21 protein-coding genes and 1 pseudogene are annotated in these 23,783 nt (G+C 68.8%); 15 read left to right on the top strand and 7 right to left on the bottom strand.

What is annotated here, in order from left to right; all coding sequences use genetic code 11:
- The first annotated feature begins 170 nt into the window (after positions 1-170).
- A complete protein-coding gene (locus PSV23_RS01675) occupies positions 171-500 on the top strand; it encodes an endonuclease domain-containing protein (RefSeq protein WP_300465770.1) in 330 nt (109 codons plus the stop codon).
- Between the two features lie 121 nt (positions 501-621).
- Here PSV23_RS01675 and PSV23_RS01670 read toward each other — a convergent pair whose 3' ends face one another.
- Positions 622-1,299, bottom strand: a complete 678-nt coding sequence (locus PSV23_RS01670; RefSeq protein WP_300465769.1) for a COQ9 family protein — start codon at positions 1,297-1,299, stop codon at positions 622-624.
- A 190-nt stretch (positions 1,300-1,489) separates the two neighbouring features.
- Here PSV23_RS01670 and rpsU point away from each other — a divergent pair, with 190 nt between their 5' ends.
- Positions 1,490-1,747, top strand: coding sequence for a 30S ribosomal protein S21 (gene rpsU / locus PSV23_RS01665; RefSeq protein WP_056621430.1), 258 nt, complete (start codon positions 1,490-1,492; stop codon positions 1,745-1,747).
- Positions 1,748-1,982: 235 nt separating this feature from the next.
- On the opposite strand, the gene PSV23_RS01660 is transcribed toward rpsU, so the two are convergent.
- Positions 1,983-3,371 carry an ABC transporter permease gene (locus PSV23_RS01660; protein ID WP_300465768.1) on the bottom strand — a complete coding sequence of 463 codons (1,389 nt, stop codon included), beginning with the start codon at positions 3,369-3,371 and terminating at the stop codon, positions 1,983-1,985.
- Complete coding sequence (locus PSV23_RS01655) at positions 3,368-4,324, bottom strand: ABC transporter ATP-binding protein (protein WP_300465767.1); 957 nt, start codon at positions 4,322-4,324, stop codon at positions 3,368-3,370. The genes PSV23_RS01660 and PSV23_RS01655 overlap by 4 nt, the downstream gene beginning before the upstream one ends.
- Before the next feature lie 151 nt (positions 4,325-4,475).
- On the opposite strand from PSV23_RS01655, the gene PSV23_RS01650 reads away from it, so the two are divergent.
- From PSV23_RS01650 to phoB, 6 genes are all read left to right on the top strand, one after another.
- Complete coding sequence (locus PSV23_RS01650; RefSeq protein WP_300465766.1) at positions 4,476-5,873, top strand: cell wall metabolism sensor histidine kinase WalK; 1,398 nt, start codon at positions 4,476-4,478, stop codon at positions 5,871-5,873.
- Positions 5,874-6,010: 137 nt separating this feature from the next.
- The gene (pstC, locus tag PSV23_RS01645) at positions 6,011-7,441 is read left to right on the top strand and encodes a phosphate ABC transporter permease subunit PstC (RefSeq protein ID WP_300465765.1); all 1,431 of its coding nucleotides are present in this window, start codon (positions 6,011-6,013) and stop codon (positions 7,439-7,441) included.
- Positions 7,434-8,720 (top strand): phosphate ABC transporter permease PstA, encoded by a 1,287-nt coding sequence (pstA, locus tag PSV23_RS01640; RefSeq protein WP_300465764.1) that lies wholly within the window; start codon positions 7,434-7,436, stop codon positions 8,718-8,720. Before pstC ends, pstA begins: the two co-directional genes overlap by 8 nt.
- A 70-nt stretch (positions 8,721-8,790) precedes the next feature.
- Positions 8,791-9,588 (top strand): phosphate ABC transporter ATP-binding protein PstB, encoded by a 798-nt coding sequence (pstB, locus tag PSV23_RS01635; RefSeq protein ID WP_300465786.1) that lies wholly within the window; start codon positions 8,791-8,793, stop codon positions 9,586-9,588.
- Positions 9,588-10,316 carry a phosphate signaling complex protein PhoU gene (gene phoU, locus PSV23_RS01630; RefSeq protein WP_300465763.1) on the top strand — a complete coding sequence of 243 codons (729 nt, stop codon included), beginning with the start codon at positions 9,588-9,590 and terminating at the stop codon, positions 10,314-10,316. The genes pstB and phoU overlap by 1 nt, the downstream gene beginning before the upstream one ends.
- A gap of 14 nt (positions 10,317-10,330) precedes the next feature.
- Positions 10,331-11,020, top strand: coding sequence for a phosphate regulon transcriptional regulator PhoB (gene phoB, locus PSV23_RS01625; protein ID WP_300465762.1), 690 nt, complete (start codon positions 10,331-10,333; stop codon positions 11,018-11,020).
- Here phoB and PSV23_RS01620 read toward each other — a convergent pair.
- Positions 10,965-11,882, bottom strand: a complete 918-nt coding sequence (locus PSV23_RS01620; RefSeq protein WP_300465761.1) for a hypothetical protein — start codon at positions 11,880-11,882, stop codon at positions 10,965-10,967. The two genes, phoB and PSV23_RS01620, sit on opposite strands and share 56 nt — an antisense overlap.
- Before the next feature lie 118 nt (positions 11,883-12,000).
- Entirely contained in the window at positions 12,001-12,351 is a 351-nt protein-coding gene (locus PSV23_RS01615; RefSeq protein WP_300465760.1) for a hypothetical protein, read from the bottom strand.
- Between the two features lie 117 nt (positions 12,352-12,468).
- Here PSV23_RS01615 and PSV23_RS01610 point away from each other — a divergent pair, with 117 nt between their 5' ends.
- Positions 12,469-14,301 carry a gamma-glutamyltransferase family protein gene (locus PSV23_RS01610; protein WP_300465759.1) on the top strand — a complete coding sequence of 611 codons (1,833 nt, stop codon included), beginning with the start codon at positions 12,469-12,471 and terminating at the stop codon, positions 14,299-14,301.
- A 78-nt stretch (positions 14,302-14,379) separates the two neighbouring features.
- Positions 14,380-15,183, top strand: coding sequence for a hypothetical protein (locus PSV23_RS01605; protein WP_300465758.1), 804 nt, complete (start codon positions 14,380-14,382; stop codon positions 15,181-15,183).
- Here PSV23_RS01605 and PSV23_RS01600 read toward each other — a convergent pair.
- Positions 15,169-16,149 (bottom strand): hypothetical protein, encoded by a 981-nt coding sequence (locus PSV23_RS01600; protein ID WP_300465757.1) that lies wholly within the window; start codon positions 16,147-16,149, stop codon positions 15,169-15,171. The genes PSV23_RS01605 and PSV23_RS01600 overlap by 15 nt on opposite strands.
- A gap of 62 nt (positions 16,150-16,211) precedes the next feature.
- Positions 16,212-17,135 (bottom strand): Hsp33 family molecular chaperone, encoded by a 924-nt coding sequence (locus PSV23_RS01595; protein ID WP_300465756.1) that lies wholly within the window; start codon positions 17,133-17,135, stop codon positions 16,212-16,214.
- A gap of 336 nt (positions 17,136-17,471) precedes the next feature.
- Here PSV23_RS01595 and PSV23_RS01590 point away from each other — a divergent pair, with 336 nt between their 5' ends.
- From PSV23_RS01590 to PSV23_RS01575, 5 genes and pseudogenes are all read left to right on the top strand, one after another.
- Positions 17,472-18,878: an SDR family oxidoreductase gene (locus PSV23_RS01590; RefSeq protein WP_300465755.1), complete on the top strand. Its 1,407-nt coding sequence runs from the start codon at positions 17,472-17,474 to the stop codon at positions 18,876-18,878.
- Positions 18,879-18,954: 76 nt separating this feature from the next.
- A pseudogene (locus tag PSV23_RS17345) lies at positions 18,955-19,545 on the top strand (HAD family hydrolase); the annotation flags it as partial.
- 105 nt (positions 19,546-19,650) lie between these two features.
- Complete coding sequence (gene serA / locus PSV23_RS17340) at positions 19,651-20,907, top strand: phosphoglycerate dehydrogenase (RefSeq protein WP_370460976.1); 1,257 nt, start codon at positions 19,651-19,653, stop codon at positions 20,905-20,907.
- A gap of 89 nt (positions 20,908-20,996) precedes the next feature.
- Complete coding sequence (locus PSV23_RS01580) at positions 20,997-22,811, top strand: autotransporter domain-containing protein (protein ID WP_300465753.1); 1,815 nt, start codon at positions 20,997-20,999, stop codon at positions 22,809-22,811.
- 220 nt (positions 22,812-23,031) lie between these two features.
- Positions 23,032-23,655: a M23 family metallopeptidase gene (locus PSV23_RS01575; protein ID WP_300465752.1), complete on the top strand. Its 624-nt coding sequence runs from the start codon at positions 23,032-23,034 to the stop codon at positions 23,653-23,655.
- Positions 23,656-23,783: the final 128 nt, after the last annotated feature.

Genomic DNA, 23,783 nt, shown 5'->3' with positions numbered 1-23,783 from the left:
GGATTCCTGTCCTCAAAAGGGCGGGTCGGAAGGGGCGAGAGTCTCCATTTCTCGCCCCCTCTCCCGTTGGGAGAGGGCTTGAGCGCGCGAGAGCGAAGCGATCGCCCTTGCGCGAAAGGGTGAGGGCCGGCTATCGAACTTGTAAACTTATAGGTTGTTTCACTCACCTCATGTCATACAACCGGACTGACCGCGCTCGGGCCTTGTGTCAGTCGTCGGGACTCGCCGAGATTCGCGTCTGGTCACGTCTGCGCGGGGGTCAGGTCGATGGTCACAAATTCAGGCGCCAGCACCGCGAAGGTCCGTATTACGCCGATTTCGCCTGTGACCGGCTCCGACTCGTGATCGAGATTGACGGGGGCGTTCACACGCGTGAGGACGTGATGCTGAAAGATATTCACCGACAGCAGGCCCTGGAGGCGCTGGGCTGGGCGGTCCTGCGCTTCACCAACGATCAGGCGTTGGCGGAGCCGGAGCGGCTTGTGGCGGCCGTTCGGTAGCACGCGGCGGCGGTGGGCTTGTGAGGCTTGTCGGTGAACAGGCGACCCTCACCCTTTCGCGCAAGGACGACGGCCTGCGGCCGCCGTGCGCTCAAGCCCTCTCCCAACGGGAGAGGGGGCGCTATCGGGTTTTCGCCCCGTACCGCATCCGGCCCAGCACATCCGTCACCTTTCGCAATGGCGCGTCGAAGTCCTTGCCGGCCTTCCATTTCTCGAAGCTCATCACATTCTCGATCCGGGCGGCGACGAAGGCCTCGGCGGCTTCCCGGCCGTCGAACCAGCGCATGGTCAGGGCCGGGATCAGGATGCCCGACAGGATCGCCCGCTTGGAATAGTGGTTCCAGTCCGTCGCCGTGTCCCCGGCCCAATGCCACAGGTGGTCGGCGCTCTCCCACGCCAGCTTCAGGCCCAGATCGGCGTTGGTCGGCAGGGCGAGGAAGGCGGCGCAGCGGCGCGTGGCGTCCAGATCGGCGGCCCCCGCCTCCATCCGGGCCGAAACGGCGCGGGCGATTCGCTCGCGCATCTTCAGCGATTTCGCATCGACCCCGGCCAGAACGGCCAAGGCCCGGTCGTCATGCCGGCGCGACAGCAGGGCCGCCAGGTCCCGCGCGCCATTGGGCAGCAGCAGTTCCTCGTCTCCGGGCGACAGGCCGTTTTCGGCGCAGGCCTTCCTCGTCATCCGGCTGTTCCAGCCCAGGGCCGGGGCCAGGCGCACGGCGGCGTCCAGCACGGACTGCTCCATCCGGTCGCCCCAGTCTCCCTCGGGCGTCTCGTTCGACAGGTGTGGCGCATCGGTCATGGCGGCAGCATATCCCCGTCAGCCGGGGGTTTCGACCCTTCAGATTGAAGCGCGACGATCTGGACACGAGGGGGCCGAACGTGTATCAGCCCGCCTTCATCCGCGGACCCCTGTCCGTCGGACCGAGATTTTATTTGTCTGCCCGTCTCCCTTTCGAGGTGCGCGGCGGGCGGCCAAAGGAGAGTTCAACCTGGTACAGATTTTCGTTCGCGATAATAACGTCGATCAAGCGCTCAAGGCCCTCAAGAAGAAAATGCAGCGCGAAGGCAGCTTCCGCGAGATGAAGCGCCACGTGCACTACGAGAAGCCCTCGGAGAAGCGCGCCCGCCAGAAGGCCGAGGCCGTGCGCCGCGCCCGCAAACTGGCCCGCAAGCGCATGCAGCGCGAAGGCCTGCTGCCGCCGCCGAAGCCCCGGGTTCCGGGCGTGGGCGGTCCGAGCCGCGGCTAAACCCCGCTCGACAGCCGAACGAACAGATCAAGGGCCGCCCCGGGAAACCGGAGCGGCCCTTTTTTATTCTGCCCTTCTCCCCTTGCGGGAGAAGGTGGCCGAGCGAAGCGAGGTCGGATGAGGGGTCACGCGGGGTTCCCTCAGCGATCGCCGGATCACTCCCCGCCGGCAAGACCCCTCATCCGTCGGCCCTTCGGGCCGCCACCTTCTCCCGCAAGGGGAGAAGGATTGAGTCTTACCGCCCGCCCTTCACCGCCCCGGCGAACGTCTTCCAGCTCAGCTTCACGTCTGACAGGGCTCCCGCCCGGAACGCCCGGCCCGCGATCCACACCATCAGCAGGGCGAAGGCGAACATTCCGCCCATGGCGCCGATGACCTCGATCAGCGGCGGGTCGCTCGGCATGCGGGCGATCATCAGGAAGGGGGTGAAGAACGGGATCCACGACATGATCCGCACCACCGGCGCGTCCGGCGTCTGCAGCGCCATCTGCATGGTGATCATCGGAATGACGAGGATCATCATGATCGGCCCCATCAGCGTCTGGGCGTCACGCGGCGTCTCGCAGAAGGCGCCGATGGCCGCGAACAGGACCGCATACATCAGATAGCCGCCCAGCATGAAGGCGCCGAACCACGCCAGCATGCCGCCGTTCAGCAGGATGTCGCCGACCATGCCGCCCTGCTCGGGCGCGAACCAGAACAGCCCCGCGGCCCCGATCCCGCCCCAGGCCGCCATCACCGTCAGGGTCAGCAGCGCCACGCCCAGCACCTTGCCGGTCAGAATTTCGGTCGCCGAGGCCGAGGACAGCAGAACTTCGAGGATCTTGTTCGACTTCTCCTCCATCACGCTGTTCAGCAGGATCGAGGCTCCGGTGATGATCAGCGACCACAGCAGGAAGCCGGACGCCAGGCCGATGATGGCCGGCAGCTTGTCGCGGAAAGACACCTCCCCGCCGCTGGCCGATTTGGGCGAGAAGACGCTGACGTCCGCGCGGAAGGCTTCCGTCTGGTCGACCACGCCGGGATCGATGCCCGCGGCCTCGAACACCGTCTTGCGGTTGGCCGAGTTGAGGGCGTCGCGGATGAAGTCCTCGACCGTGTCGTCCGTGGCCCGCGCGGTCCAGACCCGCGCCGTCGGCTTGCCGTCCGCGCGGTTGAGGAAGACCACCGCGTCCAGCCGCTGATCCTTGGGCGTGTCGTCGGTCATGTGGCGTCGCACGGCCGCGTCCTGCCCGAGCCCCGCCGGCAGGGTGGAAATATCGGTCGGCGTCGGGACAAGCCGCATCTTCGGCCGGGAAAGATTGGCCATCGCCCCCTGCGCCATGCCGGGATCCGCCGAAGCGCCCGTCGAGGCGGCGGCCTTTTCGGCCGTTTCCCGGGCGCGGGCGTTCCGCCGCTCGGCGTCGTTGCGCAGGGAATCCCGCACCGCCGCCGCCAGGCCGGACGCCTGCGGCCCCTCCTCCACGATGGCCACGGCCCGCACGGGCTCCGAGGAGCGGATCATCAGCGGCACCGCCCCGCCCAGAACCGCGAACAGCGGGAAGGCCAGCAGCGACAGCCAGAAGCCGACGGTGCGGGCATAGGCGCCGTATTCACGCCGCGCGATCAGCAGGGTGCGGTTCATCGGGCGGCCTCCGCGGCTTTGGTGGATTGATCGACGTCGGGATTGTCGCCGGTCAGGCTGATGAAGGCGTCATGCAGGCTGGGCTCGCGCAGTTCGAACCGCCGCACGTCCAGCCCGCCGAGGAAGGCCGCCTTCAGCGCCTCCTGCCCCTTGCCGCCCCGGCCGAGCGCCGCCTTCAGCACGCGCACACCGTCGATGTCGGACACCACCTCGACGTCGGTGACGCCCGGGAGGGTCGCCGCCTGGGCCGCATCGATGGCCCCTTCCAGCTCCAGAAACCGCTTCGAGGTCGCGCGCGCCTCGGTCACCGTGCCCTCGAACGCCTTCTGGCCGCGCGCCAGAAGCACGACCTTGTCGCACAGCCGTTCGGCGTGCTGCATCACATGGGTGGAGAACAGCACCGTGGCGCCATCCGCCGCCAGGCCGCGGATCACCGCTTCCAGCCCCTGCTGGTTGACCGGGTCCAGCCCCGAGAAGGGCTCGTCGAGAATCACGAACTCGGGCCGATGCACCACCGAGGCGATCAGCTGGACCTTCTGGGCCATCCCCTTGGACAGCTCCTTCATCTTCTTGCGCCTGGAGGCGCCCAGACCCTGGGCGTCCAGCATCTCCCGGGCGCGTTTGCGACCCTCGCCGATCGGCAGGCCCTTCAGCGAGCCGAAGAAGGCGATGGCGTCCACGGGCGTCATCTTCTTGTAGAGGCCGCGCTCCTCCGGCAGGAAGCCGATGCGGTCGCGCACCTTGCGCCCGTCGTCGGCGCCGAGGATGACGATCCGGCCCGCCGAGACGCCCTGCAGGCCCAGGATCATGCGGATGGTCGAGGTCTTGCCGGCCCCGTTCGGCCCGAGGAAGCCGCAGATCGTGCCCTTCCCGACCTCGAAGCTCAGGTCCTTCACGGCCTGAAACTCGCCGTATCGCTTGCTCACGCCGTCCAGCGTCAATGCCGCCGCCATGGTCCCCTCCGCCGAACTCAAACCGTCGCCATCAGGGATAGGGATGTAAAGGATGTTTGACAACCCGTCGCAATGCTCATCAACGCGCCGCTGTCATGAATTCCGTGTCATGTTCGCGGCCAGCGAGTCACCCGCGCCAGCGAAAGCGTGAATGCCCTACGAAGTGTCATCCTCTCCCGTCGCCCCTCCGTCCGGATCCCGGCTGTGGACGGTCGGCGCCAGCGCGGGCATCGCGATCGTCGCCCTCATCGCGGCGGCCATCCTTCAACCGGCGACGGCATGGCTGCTCGGCGCCGCGTTTCTGGTCGGGCTGGCCACCTGGGTGATCCATCGCCCCACCCGCGTCGAGGCCGGCCCGGCGGACAAGGCCCAGATCACCGAGCCCCCCTCTGACCGGGCCCTGCTCGACAGCGTCTTCGAGGCCCTGGCCGACCCGGTGCTGGTGGTGTCGGGCGGCGAAGCCGATGACATCGCCGGCCGCCGTATCGTCCTGGCCAACACCGCCGCGCGCGATCTGCTGCGCATCCAGGCCGAGGGGGCCCTACTGGTGCCGGTGCTCCGCGATCCGGCGGTGCTGGAGGCTGTGGACGAAGCCCTGTTCGGGGGCCTGACGCGCACCACCGACTATGCCGGCGTCGGCGCCCAGACGCGGCACTGGCGCGCCCTGACCCGTCCCCTCCCATCCCCCGATGACCGGACGCTGGCCCTGCTGGTCCTGCGCGACGAGACCGAGGTGCGGCGCATGGAGCTGATGCGCGTCGACTTCCTCGCCAACGCCAGCCACGAACTCAAGACGCCGCTGGCCTCGCTGTCGGGCTTCATCGAGACGTTGAAGGGTCACGCAAGGGACGATCCCAAGGCGCGGGACAAATTCCTCGACATCATGGCGACCCAGGCCGATCGCATGAGCCGGCTGGTCGCCGACCTGCTGTCGCTCAGCCGGATCGAGCTGAACGAACACATCCCGCCCGCCGGCCGGGTCGATCTGGCGCGGGCCGCCGCGGACGTGGTCGACGCCGTCAGCGTGCTGTCCGCGGATCGTGCGGTCTCCGTCCATCTGCCGGACCGGGGATCGAGCGCGCCGGTGAGCGGAGACCGCGACGAGATTCTGCAGGTGGTTCAGAACCTGGTCGACAACGCCATCAAATATTCCCCTTCCGGCGGGACCGTCGAGATCGTCATCCAGCCCGACATCACACTGGACGAGGCCTCGGCCCCCTGGTCCGGCGGCAATCGCGGCGAGGGAGCGACCCGACTGCCGCTGGTCACGCCCGACCGCGAAACGGGCCAGCGCTACGCCGCCATCACGGTGCGCGACCACGGCCCCGGTCTGGCGCGCGAGCATCTGCCGCGGCTGACCGAACGATTCTATCGCGTCGAGGGTCAGAAGAGCGGCGAACGCCAGGGCACGGGTCTGGGTCTGGCGATCGTCAAACACATCGTCAACCGCCACCGCGGCGGGCTGACGGTCGAAAGCGCCCCGGGCCATGGCGCGGTATTTACAGCCTATTTTCCCGTCGCCGCTTCCCGCGCCACGACGGTCGTGTGACAGGACGGCGTCGCAGGGCCCTGCAGCGTAACAGAACTGTCATTCACCCGTCGTAATCCGCTGACCATTCCCGGGCAGTTATCGCCGCGGGGCGTACGGGATACCGCGCGTTCCGATTCCCGTTGTTCCGGACGTCCATGACCTGGCTTTTCCTGCCGATCCTGATCGCCGCAGCCGTCGCCGCCTATATCGGCGGCCGTGGGCTTGCGCGTCGGCGGGGTGAGGGTCAGCGCCCCCATTCCCGGCCCGGCCAGCACGGCGCCTACGCCCTGATCTGGACCGTGGTCCCAGCTCTCGCGATCCTGATCGCCGCCAACGTCTTCTCCGGCCCTCTCGAGCAGTCGCTGACCGCCTCCGGCGCGCCCGAGGCCGTTCAGCAGCTCGAGCCGTTCCGCCGCGAAGCCTTCTTCGCCGACGCCCGCGCGGTCGGCGCCGGCCGTCCGGCCGCTCAGATCTGGCCCGCCCCCTACGCCGAACTCCTGCCGGCAGAGGGCCAGCGGGCCGCGCGCATCAACCTGATGCTGCAGATCGGCGCCGGCGTGGCCGCCCTGCTCGTCGGCCTTCTCGGAGCCCTGTTCGTCTTCGGCCAGATCCGCCCCGGCATGCGCGCCCGCAACCGGGTGGAGGGCTGGATCGTCGGCGTGCTGTTCGTCTGTTCGGCCGTGGCCATCCTGACCACCGTCGGCATCATCGCCTCGCTGGTCTATGACTCGATGCGATTCTTCTCCTCGGTGCCGATCGCGGAGTTCCTGTTCGGGACCCAGTGGAGCCCGCAGACCGCCATTCGCGCCGACCAGGTCGGATCGACCGGCGCCTTCGGGGCCCTGCCCCTGTTCGCCGGCACCTTCCTGATCATGCTGATCGCCATGGCCGTGGCCGCCCCGGTGGGCCTGTTCTCGGCCATCTATCTGTCGGAGTACGCCGGGCCGACCTTCCGGGCCGTGGTCAAGCCGGTGCTCGAAATTCTGGCCGGCGTGCCGACCGTCGTCTACGGCTTCTTCGCCGCCCTGACCGTCGGACCGGCGTTCCGCGGCTTCTTCAACGGCATCGGCGCCATGCTGGTCGGCGGTCCGCTGGACGGGCTGGGCCAGTATCTGATGCTGGTGCAGAACCAGATGGCCCTGGTCGCCGGCATGGTCATGGGCATCATGCTGATCCCCTTCGTCAGCTCCCTGTCGGACGACATCATCAACGCCGTGCCCCAGTCGCTGCGCGACGGCTCCTACGCCATGGGCGCGACGAAGTCGGAGACGGTGAAGCGGGTGCTGCTGCCGGCCGCCCTGCCCGGCGTCGCCGGCGCCATGCTGCTGGCCATGTCGCGAGCCATCGGCGAAACCATGATCGTGACCATGGCCGCCGGCCTCGCCGCGCGCCTGACCCTGAACCCGCTCGACACCGTCACCACCGTGACCGTCCAGATCGTCACCCTGCTGACCGGCGACCAGGAGTTCAACAGCGCCAAGACCCTGTCGGCCTTCGGTCTCGGCCTGACCCTGTTCCTGGTGACCCTGGCGCTGAACATCGTCGCCCAACGCATCGTCCAGACCTATCGGCAGCAATATGACTGACGCGACCGTCACGCCCGAGGTTCGCGCCGACCGCCTGCGGGCGGGGCTGAAGCGCCGCTACGCCCGCGAGGGCCGGTTCAGGCTGTACGGCCTGCTGGCCATCGGCGTGGCCGTCGGCTTCCTGCTGCTGCTGCTGGGCCGCATCATCGAACAGGGCCACACCGCCTTCTACACCCACACGATCACCGTGCCCGTCTACATGGACCCGGCCCGCGTCGACCGCGCCTATCCGCAGGGCACGAATTTCGAACTGCTGGTGGCCGAGCAGCAATTGGCGCGCATGGGCGTCGCCGACGACGCCCAGGGGACGAAGGCCGCGGCCATGCGCGGCCTGTTCTCGTCCGAGCTGAAGTTCGCCGCCGCCGAACGCATCCAGGGCAATCCGAACCTGATCGGCCAGACCGTGCCGATCGCGGCGCCGGTGTCCGACGACGCGGACCTGTTCTTCAAGGGCGAAATCTCGCGCGACACGCCCGCGGACCAGCGCCGCCTCAGCGACGAACAGATCGGCTGGCTGGACGGGATGAAGGCCTCGGGCCTCGTCGCCACACATTTCAACAGCGGCCTTTTCACCAGGGGCGACTCCACCGAGCCGGAACTGGCCGGGGTGCTGGGCGCCGTGGTCGGTTCGGCCCTGATGCTGCTGGTCACCGCCTTCATCGCCATTCCGCTGGGCGTTGGCGCCGCCCTGTATCTGGAAGAGTTCGCGCCGCGCGGCCGGATCACCGACATGATCGAGGTCAATATCAACAACCTGGCCGCGGTGCCGTCGATCATCTACGGCCTGCTGGGTCTGGCCCTGTTCATCAACTGGATGCACCTGCCGCGCGCCAGCCCGCTGGTCGGCGGCCTGGTCCTGGCCCTGATGGCCTTGCCCACCATCATCATCGCCACCCGCTCGTCGCTGAAGGCGGTGCCGCCCTCGATCCGCGAGGCCGCCCTGGCCATGGGCGCGTCGAAGACCCAGACCGTCTTCCACCACACACTGCCGCTGGCCATGCCCGGCGTCATGACCGGCGCCATCATCTCCATGGCCCACGCCCTCGGCGAGACCGCCCCCCTGCTGCTGATCGGCATGGTCAGCTTCATCCCGGGCATTCCGGCCGCGATCGGCGAACCCAGCGGCGCCCTGCCCTCCCTCGTCTACATCTGGGAAAATGCTTCCGAGCGCGCCTTCCACGAGCGCACGGCCGCGGCCATCCTTGTCCTTCTCGCCTTCATGATCGTCATGAACGCCGCCGCCATCTTCCTGCGCCGGCGTTTCGAACGCCGGTGGTAGCCCGATGAAATTCAATCTCTTCCGCGCTCCTGACGGCGTCGAGGGCGGCGCGCCTTCCGAAACGCCGGTCATGGCCGCGCCGCCGGTCGTGCACAGTTCGGGGCCCGTCGGTCCAACCAAGATCGCCGCGCGCGACGTCTCGGTCTTCTACAGCGGCAAACAGGCCCTCTATGACGTCTCGCTGGACATTCCGGACAAGACCGTCACCGCCCTGATCGGCCCGTCCGGCTGCGGCAAGTCCACCTTCCTGCGGACCATGAACCGCATGAACGACACCATTCCGGGCGCCAAGGTCACCGGCCGCATCGAGATGGACGGCGAGGACATCAACGCGAAGTCCGTCGACCCCGTGCTGCTGCGCGCCCGCGTCGGCATGGTGTTCCAGAAGCCGAACCCCTTCCCCAAGACCATCTACGAGAACGTCGCCTACGGACCCCGCATCCATGGCCTGGCCACGTCCAAGGCCGAACTCGACGTCGTCGTCGAGGCCTCGCTGAAACGCGCCGGCCTGTGGGAAGAGGTCGCCGACCGCCTGCATTCGCCGGGCACCGGCCTGTCCGGCGGCCAGCAGCAGCGCCTCGTCATCGCCCGCGCCATCGCCGTCGAGCCCGAGGTCATCCTGATGGACGAGCCCTGCTCGGCCCTGGACCCCATCGCGACGGCCAAGATCGAGGAGCTGATCGACGAGCTGCGCGAGCGCTATTGCATCGTCATCGTGACCCATTCGATGGCCCAGGCCGCGCGGGTCAGCCAGCGCACCGCCTTCTTCCACATGGGCCGCCTGATCGAGACGGGCGACACCGAAGACATCTTCACCAACCCGCGCGAGCGGCGCACGCTGGACTACATCACCGGAAGGTTCGGCTGATGAACCAGCACACCGTCAAGGCCTATGGCGACGAACTGAACCAGCTGACCGCCGAGGTCGCCCGCATGGGCGGTCTGGCCGAGGCCCAGGTCGCCGACGCCGTCGACAGCGTCGCCCGCCGCGACATCGCCCTGGCCCGCGCCGTGGTCGACCGCGACGCGAAACTCGACGCCATGCACCGCGACATCGAGCGCAAGGCCATCCGCCTGATCGCCCTGCGCCAACCCGTCGCCTCGGACCTGCGCCGCACCCTGGCGTCGATGAAGCTGGCGGTGGATCTCGAGCGCACCGGCGACCTGGCCAAGAACATCGCCAAGCGCGGCCTGATCCTCGCCGAGGGCGACCCCATGCCGCCCCTGACGCGATCCATCGAGCGGATGGGCAAGCTGGTGTCGATGCGGCTGCGCGACGTGCTGGACGCCTACGCCGCCGCCGAGGTCGACCGCGCCATCGCCGTCTGGAACACCGACGACGAGGTCGACGAGCACTACAACGCCCTGTTCCGCGAACTGCTGACCTACATGATGGGCGACCCGCGCACGATCACGGCCGGCACCCATCTGCTGTTCATGGCCAAGAACCTCGAGCGCATCGGCGACCACGCCACCAACATCGCCGAAACCATCTACTACGAGATCACGGGCCAGGAATTCACCGGCGAACGCCCCCGGTGGAATCCCGACCCGCTCGCGCCGACCGACGACACTGACCCGACGACGACCGCCTGACCGGAGAGTTCGACGTGCAGCCTTATGTTCTGGTGATGGAAGACGAGGACGCCCTGGCGACCTTGCTCTCGTACAATCTCGAAAAGGAAGGCTATCGCGTCGTCGTCGCCTCGGACGGCGAGGAAGGCATGCTGCAGATCGACGAACGTCTGCCCGACCTGGTTCTGCTGGACTGGATGCTGCCCAAGCTGTCGGGCATCGAGGTCTGCCGCCGCATCCGCGGCCGGGCCGAGACGCGCAACCTGCCGATCATCATGCTGACCGCCAGGGGCGAGGAAAGCGACCGCATCCGCGGCCTCGACACCGGCGCCGACGACTATCTGACGAAGCCCTTCTCGATGTCGGAGCTGATCGCCCGAATCCGCGCCGTCCTGCGCCGCATCCGCCCGGGTCTGGCGGACGACCGCATCAACCACGGCGACATCGTCATAGACCGCGTCGCCCACCGCGTGCGCCGCTCGGGCCAGGAGATTCACCTCGGCCCCACCGAGTTCCGCCTGCTCGATCACCTGATGCAGCATCCCGGCCGGGTCTTCAGCCGCGAACAGCTGCTGGACGCCGTCTGGGGCTCGGACGTCTATGTCGAGGCCCGCACCGTCGACGTCCACGTCGGCCGCCTGCGCAAGGCCCTGAACGTCGAGGGCACAGTCAATCCGATCCGGACGGTGCGCTCTGCGGGCTATTCGCTGGATCTGGGCGGCTGATTGCCGGCTCCGCGAGCCCGCGCCTCATCCGAAGCTGAATTTCCATCTGCTGGAGGCTGAACAGGTCATCCGGTGTCACGCCGTATAGCGCGTCGATAAACGCCCGGTCCCAGCGGGTCAGCGCCCGGGGCCGGTCGGGGGCCGTCTCGTCGAACAGCGACAGGATCGTCCGCTGTCCCGCCGCCGACGGCTCGGGAGGCAGATCGACCAGGGCGATGAAAGCGATATAGGCCGCCAGCGCGTCCAGAGGCGCCGCCGACGCCCGTTCCGCATCCACCAGAATGATCGCCTGCTCGATGGCGCGGGCCGTCGATGTCATTATGCGCGAGTTGGACATCCGGCCCAGTTCGGCCGCGAAGCCCTCGGCCAGAGTCTCCTCTCTCGGGTCGACTCCGACCGGTCCGGTTCGGGTCACGTGCTGCCAGCGCACTGGCCGCGGCGGCCCCAGGAACTGCGCGACGGCTCCTGCGCGGGTCTTGAAAATCCGGTTCCGGTTGCTGCGGGAGAACGCCTCCGCGAAGGCGTCCGCCTCTGTCGAGATCACCACCGCGACCGTCGGCTCGCAGCCAGGCTTCCCGTGGGGGACATCGAGAGACCGGAAATTGGCTGTGATCTGTTCGGTCAGCCAGGCGTTCACCTCGGGCGAAGAGCCGACGACGCTGACGCACAGGTCGGCGTCCCATCGTGCGACCTGCCCCTGATACCGCCCGTGCTCGCCCGGTACCGTGATCCCCCGGACGAACTGACCGACGGGATCGCCCGGCGCGAACTGGACCACGACCTCGGGAAGGGTGACAGGCGGCTGTTGAGGGGCGTCCTGCCCCCCCAGCAGCGCAAGCGCCATGATCGTCGACACCACCATATGGCGAGGATCGCTCCTTCCGAAGGAGGGTGTCAACCCGTGGTTGCTCCGACGCGGCCTACCCGGTCTTCCACGCGCTGAACGTTCCTGGCTGGCTCAGGCCGCGAAGCCGTACCCGCTATTCGCCCGATCGGGGCGGATGAAACCGGACCGGCGGAGCGGTGCGTCCCAGTTCCCGGATGAGGCCGTCCTGCCCGTCGGGAACGGCGTATGAAATCGGCGCCGGGCAACCCCTGACCGTCCGATCCAGCAACAGATAGCGCCGGACCTCGCCAGCGGCCCTCCAGGTCATGTCAGGCCGCAGGTCCCGGGAGCCGGACGGCTCCTCGATCCGCTGATACCCGCCGCCATCGCATTGCGGCACGCCCGAGGTGTCGATTACCCGGAGGCGAATCCCGGGATCAGGCGTCGGAACCGGTGCGACTTGCGCCAGCGGGTCTGAAACAAGCATCAGCAGAAGCGGCAGCATGACAACGTCTCCGTGCGCGAACACCCTACTCCAGGTCGCGACCTTCGTCATCGCCCGGTTTCTCCTTCCCACTGGATGCGAAGCGGTTAGGTTGATCGTCCCAGACAGGAGTCCATCATGCGCCGTCGCACCTTCCTCTCGACCCTGCCCGCCGGAGCCCTGCTCGCGGGAGCGAGCGCAGCCTCCGCCGGCGCGACCTCCGCTGCGCCCAAAGCCCCTCCCCGCCAGACCCCGCCCGCCGACCCCTACGCCGGCGTCGGTCCCGGCAACCGCAATAGCGGCGTCCAGTTCGTCGGCCGCTCGACCGTCTGGGGCGCGCACGGGGCCGCCGCCACGGCCCATCCGCGCGCCACCCTGATCGGCATCGACACCCTGCGGCGAGGCGGCTCGGCCATCGACGCGGCCATCGCCATCAACGCCGCCCTGGGCTTCCTCGAGCCCACCGCCAACGGCATCGGCGGCGACGCCTTCTGCATGATGTGGGACCCGGCCCAGCGGAAGGTCGTCGGCTTCAACGGTTCGGGGAACAGCCCCCGCGGCCTGTCGCTGGAGACCGCCCGGTCGAAGAAGGCCGAGGACGGCTATCTGCCGCCCTATGGCGCGGTGACCGTCAACGTCCCGGGCACGGTCGACGCCTGGTGGAGCGCCCACCAGCGCTACGGCAAGCTGCCGTGGAAGGACGTCCTGCTGCCGGTCGCCGAGCTGTGCGAGGAGGGCGTGCCCATGCCCCAGCTGATCGCCTGGTACCTCGAGCGCAACATGGCCAATTTCGACCGGCGCGCCGCGATCATCGAGGAGAACGACAACCGCAAGAAGGTCTACGCCCGCGACGGCCGCACGCCCGCGGTCGGCGAGGTCTTCGCCAATCCCGACCTCGGCCGCACCCTGCGCCTGATCGCCGAGGGCGGCCGCGACGCCTTCTACGACGGGCCCATCGCCGACCACATCGAACGCTATTTCCGCCGCATCGGCGGCTGGCTGACCCGCGCCGACATGGCCCCGCACCGCACCGAATGGGTCGAGCCGATCCGTACTGACTATCGCGGCGTCGATGTTTACGGCCTTGGCCCCAACACCCAGGGCCTGTCGACCAACCAGATCCTCAACATCTGCGAACAGTTCGACCTCAAGGGCATGGGCTTCCAGTCCGCCGCCTCGATCCACCATCAGGCCGAGGCCAAGCGTCTGGCCTTCGAGGACCGGGCGAAATGGTTCGCCGACGAGCGGTTCAGCCGCACCCCGGTCGAATGGCTGAACTCGAAAGCCTACGCCGCCGAACGCGCCGCCCTGATCCGGCCCGACCGGGTCATGGACCGCGTCTTCCCGGGAGACGCCCCGACGCAAGGGGACACCACCTATTTCAGCGTCGCCGACAAGGACGGCATGATGGTCAGCTGGATCCAGTCCAACTATCGCGGCATGGGCTCGGGCCTGGTCTCCGACGGTCCCGACGGCGGCACCCTGGGCTTCATGTTCCAGGACCGGGGCGAGCTGTTCAACCTCAACGACGGCCACCCCAACGTCTATGCGCCGGCCAAGCGGCCCTTCCACACCATCATCCCCGGCTTCGCCTGCAAGAATGGCGAGCCGTGGATGGCCTATGGCGTCATGGGCGGCGGCATGCAGCCGCAGGGCCAGGCCCAGATCATCATCAACATGGTCGACTATGGCCTCGACCCGCAGGAGGCGGGCGACGCGCCGCGCTGGCAGCACGAGGGCTCGTCCGAACCGACCGGCCAGCCGGCCGAGGGCGTCGGGACCCTGTTCCTCGAGACCGGCGTGCCCGCCGCCTCGAAGGCACAGCTCGAAGCCATGGGCTGGGTTCTGGGCGGCCCCAACGGCGGCTTCGGCGGCTATCAGAACGTGGTGCGCCAGGCGAACGCGCGCGGGCCGTGGACCTACGGGGCGGCGTCGGAGATGCGCAAGGACGGGATCGCGCTGGCCTACTGACCCGCCACGCGACCGCCGCAATCGGGCGTCAACCCTTGCACACGCACAGGTATGGCCCATGCGTGACCGGGGGTTCTCATGATCGCACTGTTCGCCGCCGCAACGATTTTCGCCGCCGCTCCCTGTTCGCCTCCGTCCGGGCACGAGGCCTTGTGGACGCCGGAGGCCCGCTTCGTGATCGTGGGGGAAATCCACGGCGCCGCGGAGACGCCCGCCGCCTTCGCGCAACTGGTCTGCGCCGCGGCGGAACAGGGACCGGTGACCGTGGCGCTGGAGCTGCCTGTGGAAATGCAGCCCCGGCTGGACGCCTTCCTCGCGGCTCCGGACGACACGACGGCCGCGGAGGCTCTGCGCGACACCATTTTCCACAATGCGACCATGGCGGACGGTCGCACCAGCCTGGCCATGCTGGAGATGATGCAGTCGATCCGCCGGTTGAAGGCCGGCGGGGCCGATGTGGCGTTCCGCGCCTTCCAGCCCTCCAGCCCGAGGCCGGCCGCCTTCGACCAGAACTACTATGAGCTGGACATGGCGGTGGAGCTGTCGCGGGCGGCGACCGAACGGCCGGAGTCCCGGGTGCTGGTGCTGGTCGGCAACATCCACGCCAGCAAGACGCGCTTCGACCGGTTTGACCTCATGCCTGCCGCGGCCCACCTGCCGCCCAGGGAGACCATCACCCTCAACGTCGCCCAGCAGGGCGGGCAGTCGTGGAGCTGTCAGGCGGACGGCTGTCGGGCCCATGACTCCATGACCCGCTACGACGCCGAAGCGCGCGGAGTCGTCATGGGCCCCGTCAGCGACGGGGCCTATGACGGCGTCATCGCCATCGGACCATGGACCGCATCTCCGCCGGTCGCGGCCCAGGCCTCAGCGGCTCCGTAGAGCCCTCTCGATCAGCCGGTCCGCCGTGGCGCCCCGGGGAGCGAACGCCAGCGCCGGCCAGTCCGGCGTCAGGCGGTCGGCGGCCAGCATGATCCCCAGCCCTTCGTCCTGACTCCAGCGGTTGCCCCCGCCGCGCACGAAGGTGGTGGCGTCCGACGGGCTCAGATGGCCGCCGCGCGGGTCGGTGAGCCACATCCAGGCGGCCCAGTTGCCCGTGCCCTCCAGCGTCAGGAACACGTCGTCCGCCTCGGCGTAGAGCGCGTCCGGCCCACGGAACCAGCGCGCGCGCCGGGCTTCCATCGCCTGCGCGGCCGAGGCCAGACTGTCGCGCGCGGGGGCCGCGTCGGTCGCTGCGGCGGCCTGATAGAACAGGTCCCGCTCGCCCTCATAGGCCGTCCGATAGTCCGGCTGCTCGCCGAACCGGTCCTGGATCACGTCGTCATCGCTGTCCTCGGGCAGGCCGCGGGCCAGCAGGTCGTCGATCCGCACGCCCAGGCTCGCGGCCTGCTGGGTGTGGGCGAACTCGTGCATGAAGACGACCATCGACAGCCGGCGCCAGTCGCGCGGCTCGCTGCGATCCGCCCGCCAGACCGGCGGCAGGGCCATGATGAAGAACATCCGGCCGTCGGACATCGGGGAGGCGAAGGCCAGCTTCCGGGCCGGAACCGTCCCGCCGTCGGGCAGGCCCACCTCTCCTGAATGCGCCGCGCCGGCGGTGCGATAGCGCCGCGCGCCGACGCGGAAATCGCCACGGGCGTCAGGGGTCAGCGTCCAGGCGCAGGCCTCGTCGAACAGGGTGATGACCGGAGTCACGGGCTCGGCGATCCGCAGCCGCTCATGATCCAGCCGGTCCCAGGACGCCAGCGCCGCGGCCGTCCAGGCGCGCGGCTCTCCCGCGAAGCGGCACGGCGGCGGCGTGGGCGCGGCGGCGGTCAGGAAGATGGAGGCGGCGAGAATGCTGATCATGGTTCGCCAATGACGGGCCGCGACCTGAACTTCAAATGAACTCGCGGTCACGCTTCGGCGGATCAGTCGGTGGTGATCTCTTCCGGCTCCAGCTCATACACCGTCGCGCAATATTCACAGGTCACCCGGATCATGCCGTCGGCCTCGACCATTTCGGCCCGCTCCTCGGCCTTGAACGACGTCAGGACCCCGGCGATGCGGTCGCGCGAACAGCGGCAACGGGCCACCAGCGACCGCGCATCCTCCAGCCGCACGCCGTCCTCGTGGAACAGGCGGAACAGCAGGGTTTCCGGCGTGATCGTCGGGTCCAGCAATTCGTCGTCGCCAAGGGTCTGGAACAGGGCCCTCGACCGGTCCCACGCCTCCTCGGTCGAGCCGCGCGCGTCGTCGCCCGCGATCAGCTGGATCAGGGCGCCGCCGGCCCGCCAGCCCGTGCCCGCGTCCGTGGTGACCGAGCCGACCGACAGCCGGACCTTGGTCGGGATCTGCTCGGACTGCTGGAAATAGTGTTCGGCGGCCAGCGACAGGCTTTCGCCCTCGATCGGCGTGATGCCCTGGGTGCGTTCGAACTCTGGCCCCCGGTCCAGCGTCATGACGAACACGCCCTGCCCCAGCAATGAGCGCGCGCCCGGCCGGGCGAAACCCTGCGACGCCGCGGCGACCTCGGCCTCGTCGAACCGGCAGTAGCCGCGCATATGCCCCTGGGTGTCATAGTCGGCGACGACGTAACGCACGGGCCCGTCGCCCTGCGCCTGGACGATCAGCCGACCCTCGAACTTCAGGCTCGACCCTACCAGGGCCGCCAGGGCGCACGCCTCGCCCAGCAGCGCCGCCACGGGCTCCGGATAGGCGTGGGCCGACAGGATGGCGTCGATGGTCTCGCCCAGCCGCACCAGCCGGCCGCGCACGGGCCAGCCCTCGATCTGGAAGGCGGCGGCCAGATCGTCGGCGGGGTCGGCGGGCGTCGTATGCGCGTGATCGGTCACGGGCGATCCTCGAAGGGAATATGGAGCCCGACAAGATAGGGAGCCGTTGCAGCGATGATAAGGCGTCTCTCTTTGTCGTCATCCCGGGGCGCGCAGCGACCCCGGGACCCAGCGGCGCGCGAGAGCGCGACCCTGTCGCGGACACTCCCGGCAACCAGCGTAGGTGAACAGGTCGCCTCCGGCGCCGCTGGGTCCCGGCCTTCGCCGGGATGACGACAGCCGGGGAGGATTGGAGCCGAATACCGTGGGCATACGTTCTCGCCGAAGCTCCGAGCCTTGCCCATGCCCGGAATGACGGAGATACAGTCCAGACGCCCGAAGGATGAGTCCGCGATCATGACCAAAGCGACCCTCAAGCCCCTGAGCCAGCAGGCTGTCGTCATCACCGGCGCCACCTCGGGCGTCGGCCTGGCGACCGCGCAGCGGGCGGCGAAGGCCGGGGCCTGCGTCTTCCTGATCGCGCGCGGCGAAAACGACCTCAAGGCTCTCACCGAGGAACTGCAGGCCACCGGCGCCCGCGCCGCATGGGCCGTCGCGGACGTGGCGGACTATGACGCCCTGGCCGAAGCGGCGGAGAAATGCGTGCGCCTGTTCGGCGGCTTCGACACCTGGATCAACAACGCCGGGGTCTCGATCTTCGGCAATATCCGCGCGACGACGCTCGAGGATCAGCGGCGGCTGTTCGAGACCAACTACTGGGGCGTGGTCAACGGCTCGATGATCGCCGCCGACCATCTGCGCGAACGGCCTGGCGGCGGGGCCATCGTCAATGTCGGCTCGACCCTGTCCGACGCGCCGAGCCCGATCCAGGGCGTTTATTCAGCGTCCAAACATGCGGTGAAGGGCTTCACCAACGCCTTCCGTCTGGAGCTGATGCGCGAACAGGCGCCGATCACCCTGTCGCTGGTCAAGCCGTCGGCGATCGACACGCCCTACAACAAACACGCCCGCAACCTGACCGGTCAGGCGGTGCAGAATCCGCAACCGGTCTATGCGACCCACGTCGTGGCCGACACCATCCTGTACTGCGCCAGCCATCCGATCCGCGAGATCACCGTGGGGGGCGGCGGACGGCTGATCGCCAGCTTCTATTCCGCCCTGCCGGGTCTGGCGGAACCACTTCTGGCGCGGTTCGCTCCTGTCATGATGCGGGACAGGGGTTCCGCGTACCAGCCGTTCGACGACGGGCTCTACGACCCGAACGACGACGGCCTCGATGAAGAGGTTCACTATCCCATGGTCCGCCAGTTCTCCGCCCTCGCCGAAGTCCGCAAACACCCGGGAATCACCGGCGGCGTCGTCGCCATCCTGGCCGGAATCGGCGTCGCCGCCCTGTTGCTGAACCAGCGGTCGGGTCCGACCCGCTACGAGCGCATGCGCGGCCGCTTCGACCCGCGCGGCTGGGTTGACGCCGACGCCCTGCGCGACCGCTTCGGCGATCTGGCCGAGACGGTGCGTCATGGCCTGAGCGATGCCGGCGAACGCGCCACCGACATCGGCGACGAGGCGCGCCACCGCGGCGAGCGCATCCTGCACGGCGCACGACATTCCTCGCGCAAAGCCTTGAAGAAGCACGGCAAGACGGCTCGACGTTATGCGCATGACGCCGGCGCCTACGCCAAGGATCACGCTCGAGAAGGCGGAGCCGCCCTGGCCCTGATCACCATCGCCGCCGCCATCGGCGCCGCCGCCATGGACGCCCGCCGTCCCGACAGCCGGCTGCGCAGCCTCGGAAAGTTCTGAGGCCTGCGTCCGGTTCCGGCCTGACGCCATGCCAGACTGATCGCCGGTCGTCCCTCGCGGGGCGGCCGGCGTTTGCATGTGGTTTCCCCTGGCCAAACCCATTGCTGCAACTGCGAAGGTAGGCGAAGGTCGCGCCATGGCTGATCCGGCGACCTATATTTTCGACTTCGACTCGACCCTCGTCCGTATCGAGACGCTGGAGGCGCTGGCCGACATCGCCCTGGCCGGCGCGCCCGACGCCGAGGCGATCCGCGCCGAGATCGTTCGCCTGACCGACCAGGCCATGACCGGCGGCATCCCCTTCGGCGAAGCCCTGCGCCGCCGCCTCGAGTTGCTGCCCCTGACCCGCGACCACATCGCCGAACTGGCGGGCCGCATCCTCGACGAAGGCACGCCCTCGGTGCGCCGCAACCTGCGTTTCTTCCGCGAGAACGCCGACCGGATCGTCATCCTGTCGGGGGGCTTTCGCGAGATCGTCGCTCCGCTCGCCGAACACCTGCACATCGCGCCCGAGCGGGTGCTGTGCAACGACCTGACCTACGACGCCGAAGGCCGCGTCACCGGCGTCGATCAGGACAATCCACTGGCCCACGCCGACGGCAAATCCGTCGCCGTCCGCGCCCAGGGCTTCAGCGGTCCCGTGATCATGGTCGGGGACGGCTGGACCGACGCCGAGGTCCGCCTGTCCGGCGTCGCCGACCGCTTCCACGCCTTCACCGAGATCGTCCGTCGCGACCGGGTCGTGGCCGCCGCCGATGCCGTTTCCCCGTCGATGGACGAGTTCCTGCACGCCGAGGGTCTGGCCGGCCGCTGGTCCTATCCCCGCGCGCGCATCCGCATCCTGCTGCTCGAGAACATCCACCCCGCCGCCGTCGAGCGGCTGCATGAGGCCGGCTATTCGGTCGAGAGCCTGAAGGGCGCGCTCGACGAGGACGCCCTGATCGAGGCCCTGCAGGGCGTCCATGTGCTGGGCGTGCGCTCCAAGACCCAGGTCAGCGCCCGCGTGCTGGAGGCGTCGCCCCGGCTGATGGCCATCGCCGCCTTCTGCATCGGCACCAACCAGATCGACCTCGAAGCCGCCGCCGACCGGGGCGTGGCCGTATTCAACGCCCCCTATTCCAACACCCGCTCCGTGGTGGAGCTGGCCGTCGGCCTGACCATCGCCCTGATGCGCGACGTGGCCGACAAGTCGGCCGCCATGCACCGCGGAGAGTGGAACAAGTCGGCGACCGGCTCGCGCGAACTGCGCGGCAAGACCCTGGGCATCGTCGGCTATGGCGCCATCGGCTCGCAGCTGTCGGTGCTGGCCGAGGGCCTGGGCATGCGGGTGATCTTCCACGACCTGACCGAGCGCCTGGCCCTGGGCAACGCCCGCCGCATGGCCTCGCTGGACGCCCTTCTGGCCGAGAGCGACGTGGTCAGCCTGCATGTCGACGGCCGCACCGACAATACCGCCCTGATCGATGCCGCCCGACTGTCGAAGATGAAGCCGGGCGCCCTGCTGGTGAACCTGTCGCGCGGCCATGTCGTCGACATCGGCGCCCTGGCCCAGGCCCTGGGCGCGGGCCGTATCGGCGGGGCCGCCATCGATGTCTTCCCCGACGAGCCGGCGACCAACGCCGACCCCTTCGACAGCCCCCTGCGCGGACTGCCCAACGTCATCCTGACGCCCCACATCGGCGGCTCGACCGAGGAAGCCCAGGAAGCCATCGGCGAATTCGCCGCCGAACGGCTGTTGGCCTACCTCAACCGCGGCGACACCACCTTCTGCGTCAACCTGCCCAATGTGCAGCTGGCCGAGGTGACGGGCGCGCACCGCATCCTGCACATCCACCGCAACCAGCCCGGCGTCCTCGCCGAGCTGAACCGCGAACTTGCCGCGGCGGGACTGAACATCCTCGGCCAGCATCTGAAGACCGACGAACGCACCGGCTATGTCATCACCGACGTCGACCGCGACTATGATCCGGAAGCCCTCCGTGCCCTGAAGAGTGTTGCGGGAACGCTGCGTTTCAGAATGCTGCACTGAAACCTTCCCTGACGGCATCTTGCGCCGACGCGAAACCAGCGCACACTGGCCTCAACGGTCGCATCATGACGACCGAGGGAGGATCATCGATGTCTCGTTTCCTGCGCAGCGCGGCGCTTGCCGCACTGACGGTCGCCGCCGCCGGCGCCATGGCCTCGGCCGCCAGCGCCCAGAGCTACAGCCGCCTCGTCGTGTTCGGCGACAGCCTGAGCGACAACGGCAACCTGTACGCTATCTCCGGCCAGCCCACCTCGCCGCCCTATTTCCAGGGCCGCTTCTCGAATGGCCCGGTCTTCACCGAGCTTCTGGGGTTCAGCGCCGGACGCTATACGGCCGGCGCCCCCGTGACCGGCAGCGTCAACTACGCCTTCGGCGGCGCCCGAACCGACAGCTCGGCCAGCCCCCCGGGAATGCGCAACCAGCTGTTGGCCTACACCGGCGCGGGCGGCACCTTCCGCTCCACGGATCTGGTCAGCATCCTGGGCGGCGCCAACAACATCTTCCAGGCGGTTCCGGCCGCCGGCGCCTCGGCCAACCCCACCGGCGCCATCCAGCCTGTGGCTTTCGCCGCCGCGGCGGACATCAACTTCATCGTCAACAGCGTGGCCGCCGCCGGGGCCGGAACCATTCTCGTATCGAACCTGCCCAACCTGGCCCTGACTCCGCAGTTCAACCAGGGCGCGGGGGCCCCTGCCGCGCCGCTGGCCGACTACGCCGGCACGCAATTCAACGGCGCCCTGCTCAGCGGACTGATGACAACGGCCGCGGCCCGCCCGGGCACGAACATCATCCTGATGGACCTGTACAAGATCGGGACCACGCTCGCTGGCAATCCGGGCGCGTTCGGCCTGACGAACGCCAGGGACACCTGCTTCAACGGCGTGACCGTCTGCGCCACACCCGGAACCTACCTCTACTGGGACACGGTCCACCCCACCGCGGCCGGCCACCAGTTGCTGGCCCGGCTGGCCACCGACTATCTCTACTACGGCGATATCGGCGCCCAATCGACCGTACAGGCCGAAACCGCCTTCCGTCAGCGCGAGGACCTTCTGGATCTGACCAGCGAGGGTCTGTCGGCGCGCGCCGCCTGGGAGACGGGCACCCACCTGACTTTCGGAGCCATCGCCGACAGCGTCGAGACCGACGCGCGCGGCAGCGTGGCCGCGGCGGATGCGACCGGCTGGGGCGTCCGCGCCGGCGTGGATCACGTCGCGTCCGAAAGCACGCGAATGGGCTTCACGGCCACTTACCGCACGGCCGAGGTCGAAGCCGGGGCCATGGCGTTTGACGTCGAAACCTTCGCCTTCGACGCCTTCGCAGGCTGGCGTTCGGGCTCCATGTTCGTGAACGCCACGGTCGGCGGCTCGATCGACCAGTATGACGACATCACGCGCGTCACCTCGCTGGCGCCCATCGTCCACAGCGGCGAAACGGACGGCGGAAGCCTCGGCGCCCGCCTCCAGGGCGGGGTCTGGTTCGACATGGGCGGCATCGGTCTGTCGCCGCGCGCGGCGGTCAGCTTCGTCTCCACCGACGTGAACGGCTACACCGAGCAGGGCATCGGGGCCCAGTACGAGTATCAGGACCGCACCGTCCAGGCCGCCAGCGGGGAAGTCTCGTTGAGGGCAGAAGGCGGCGGCGACGGCTTCACCTTCTATGTCGAGGGCGGTTATCGCGACTCCTTCGGCGACAGCAGCGACGCGGTCCGCACGCGGATCACCGCCAACCCCGCGCAGATCCTGTCGCGGGAAATCGAGGATCCGTTCGGCGGCTCCCTGATCGCCTCGGCCGGCGTCGACGCCGGGTTTGGCCCGGTGACCATGAACATCGGCTACCGCGGCCGCTTTGGCGACCAGGCCGACGCCCACGTGGGCGCCATCACCTTCCGTCTGCCGCTCTAGGCCAACCCATATCCGTCAAGGGGGCGCGCGATCCGGCGGGGTCGCGCGCCCTTTTTCGTTCCACCCTGCGACGACCTGACGCTCCCGTTCGCCCCAAAGCAGCCCCACCGACCCGTGAAAAGGCGCGCTCTCCGGTCGCTGGCCGCAGTGTGTCGCGTATGTTGCGGCCCGCCGGCGCCCCCTCCCCGCTCTCACGAGCCGAAGACGGAGCCGACGCCGCATGCGACGCCTGTTGCCGACCGCAAGGTCGTTTCTCATCCATTCCGGCCAGGCCGCCGTCCTGACCGGTGTCGCCGTGCTGGCCATGGCCGCCGCGCCCCTGTCGGCGCCCGACCCGATGCTGCCGGTCGAGACCTTCGCCGTTCCGGAGGCGCCGCCCGTGACCGCAGTGGCCGAGGCAGCGGGTCCGATCACCCGCCTGATCGCCTTTGACGGGCCTGTGAAGGGCTATGCGATCAACTCCCCCTTCGGCCCACGCCAGATGCCCGGCCAGGCCATGCGCAACCACGAGGGCGTGGACATCGCGGCGCCCCAGGGAACGGGCGTCTTCGTAGCGGCCGAGGGTTCGGTCCTCCGCGCGGGGTATGACCCGGAGGGCTACGGTCGCTTCGTGGAAATCCGCCATCCCAACGGGATGAGCACCCTCTACGGCCACCTGAGCCGTCTGGATGTGGCCTCCGGCGACCGGGTTGAGGGCGGTCAGCGTATCGGTCTGGTGGGCTCGACCGGGCGTTCGACCGGCCCTCACCTGCATTTCGAGGTCCGCCGCGGCGATCGTCAGGTGAATCCGGCGAAGGTGCTGGGGCGCCGGTTCCCGGTCGTCGTGGGCACTGCCGTGACCTGAACGCGACACGACACGACAACCACAGTTTGTTCACCCCTTTCCTGCATTCTTCGAATTCGGGCGGGGGATCTGGTGGACAGAATTTTCCACATTTTCGATGACATGGCCGACGGTGACCGCCTTTCGCC

The sequence above is a fragment of the Brevundimonas sp. genome (assembly GCF_029946145.1).
Taxonomy (GTDB): domain Bacteria; phylum Pseudomonadota; class Alphaproteobacteria; order Caulobacterales; family Caulobacteraceae; genus Brevundimonas.
The sequence above is the reverse complement of the archived record's forward strand: the minus strand, read 5'-3'. Positions and strand labels throughout refer to the sequence as shown.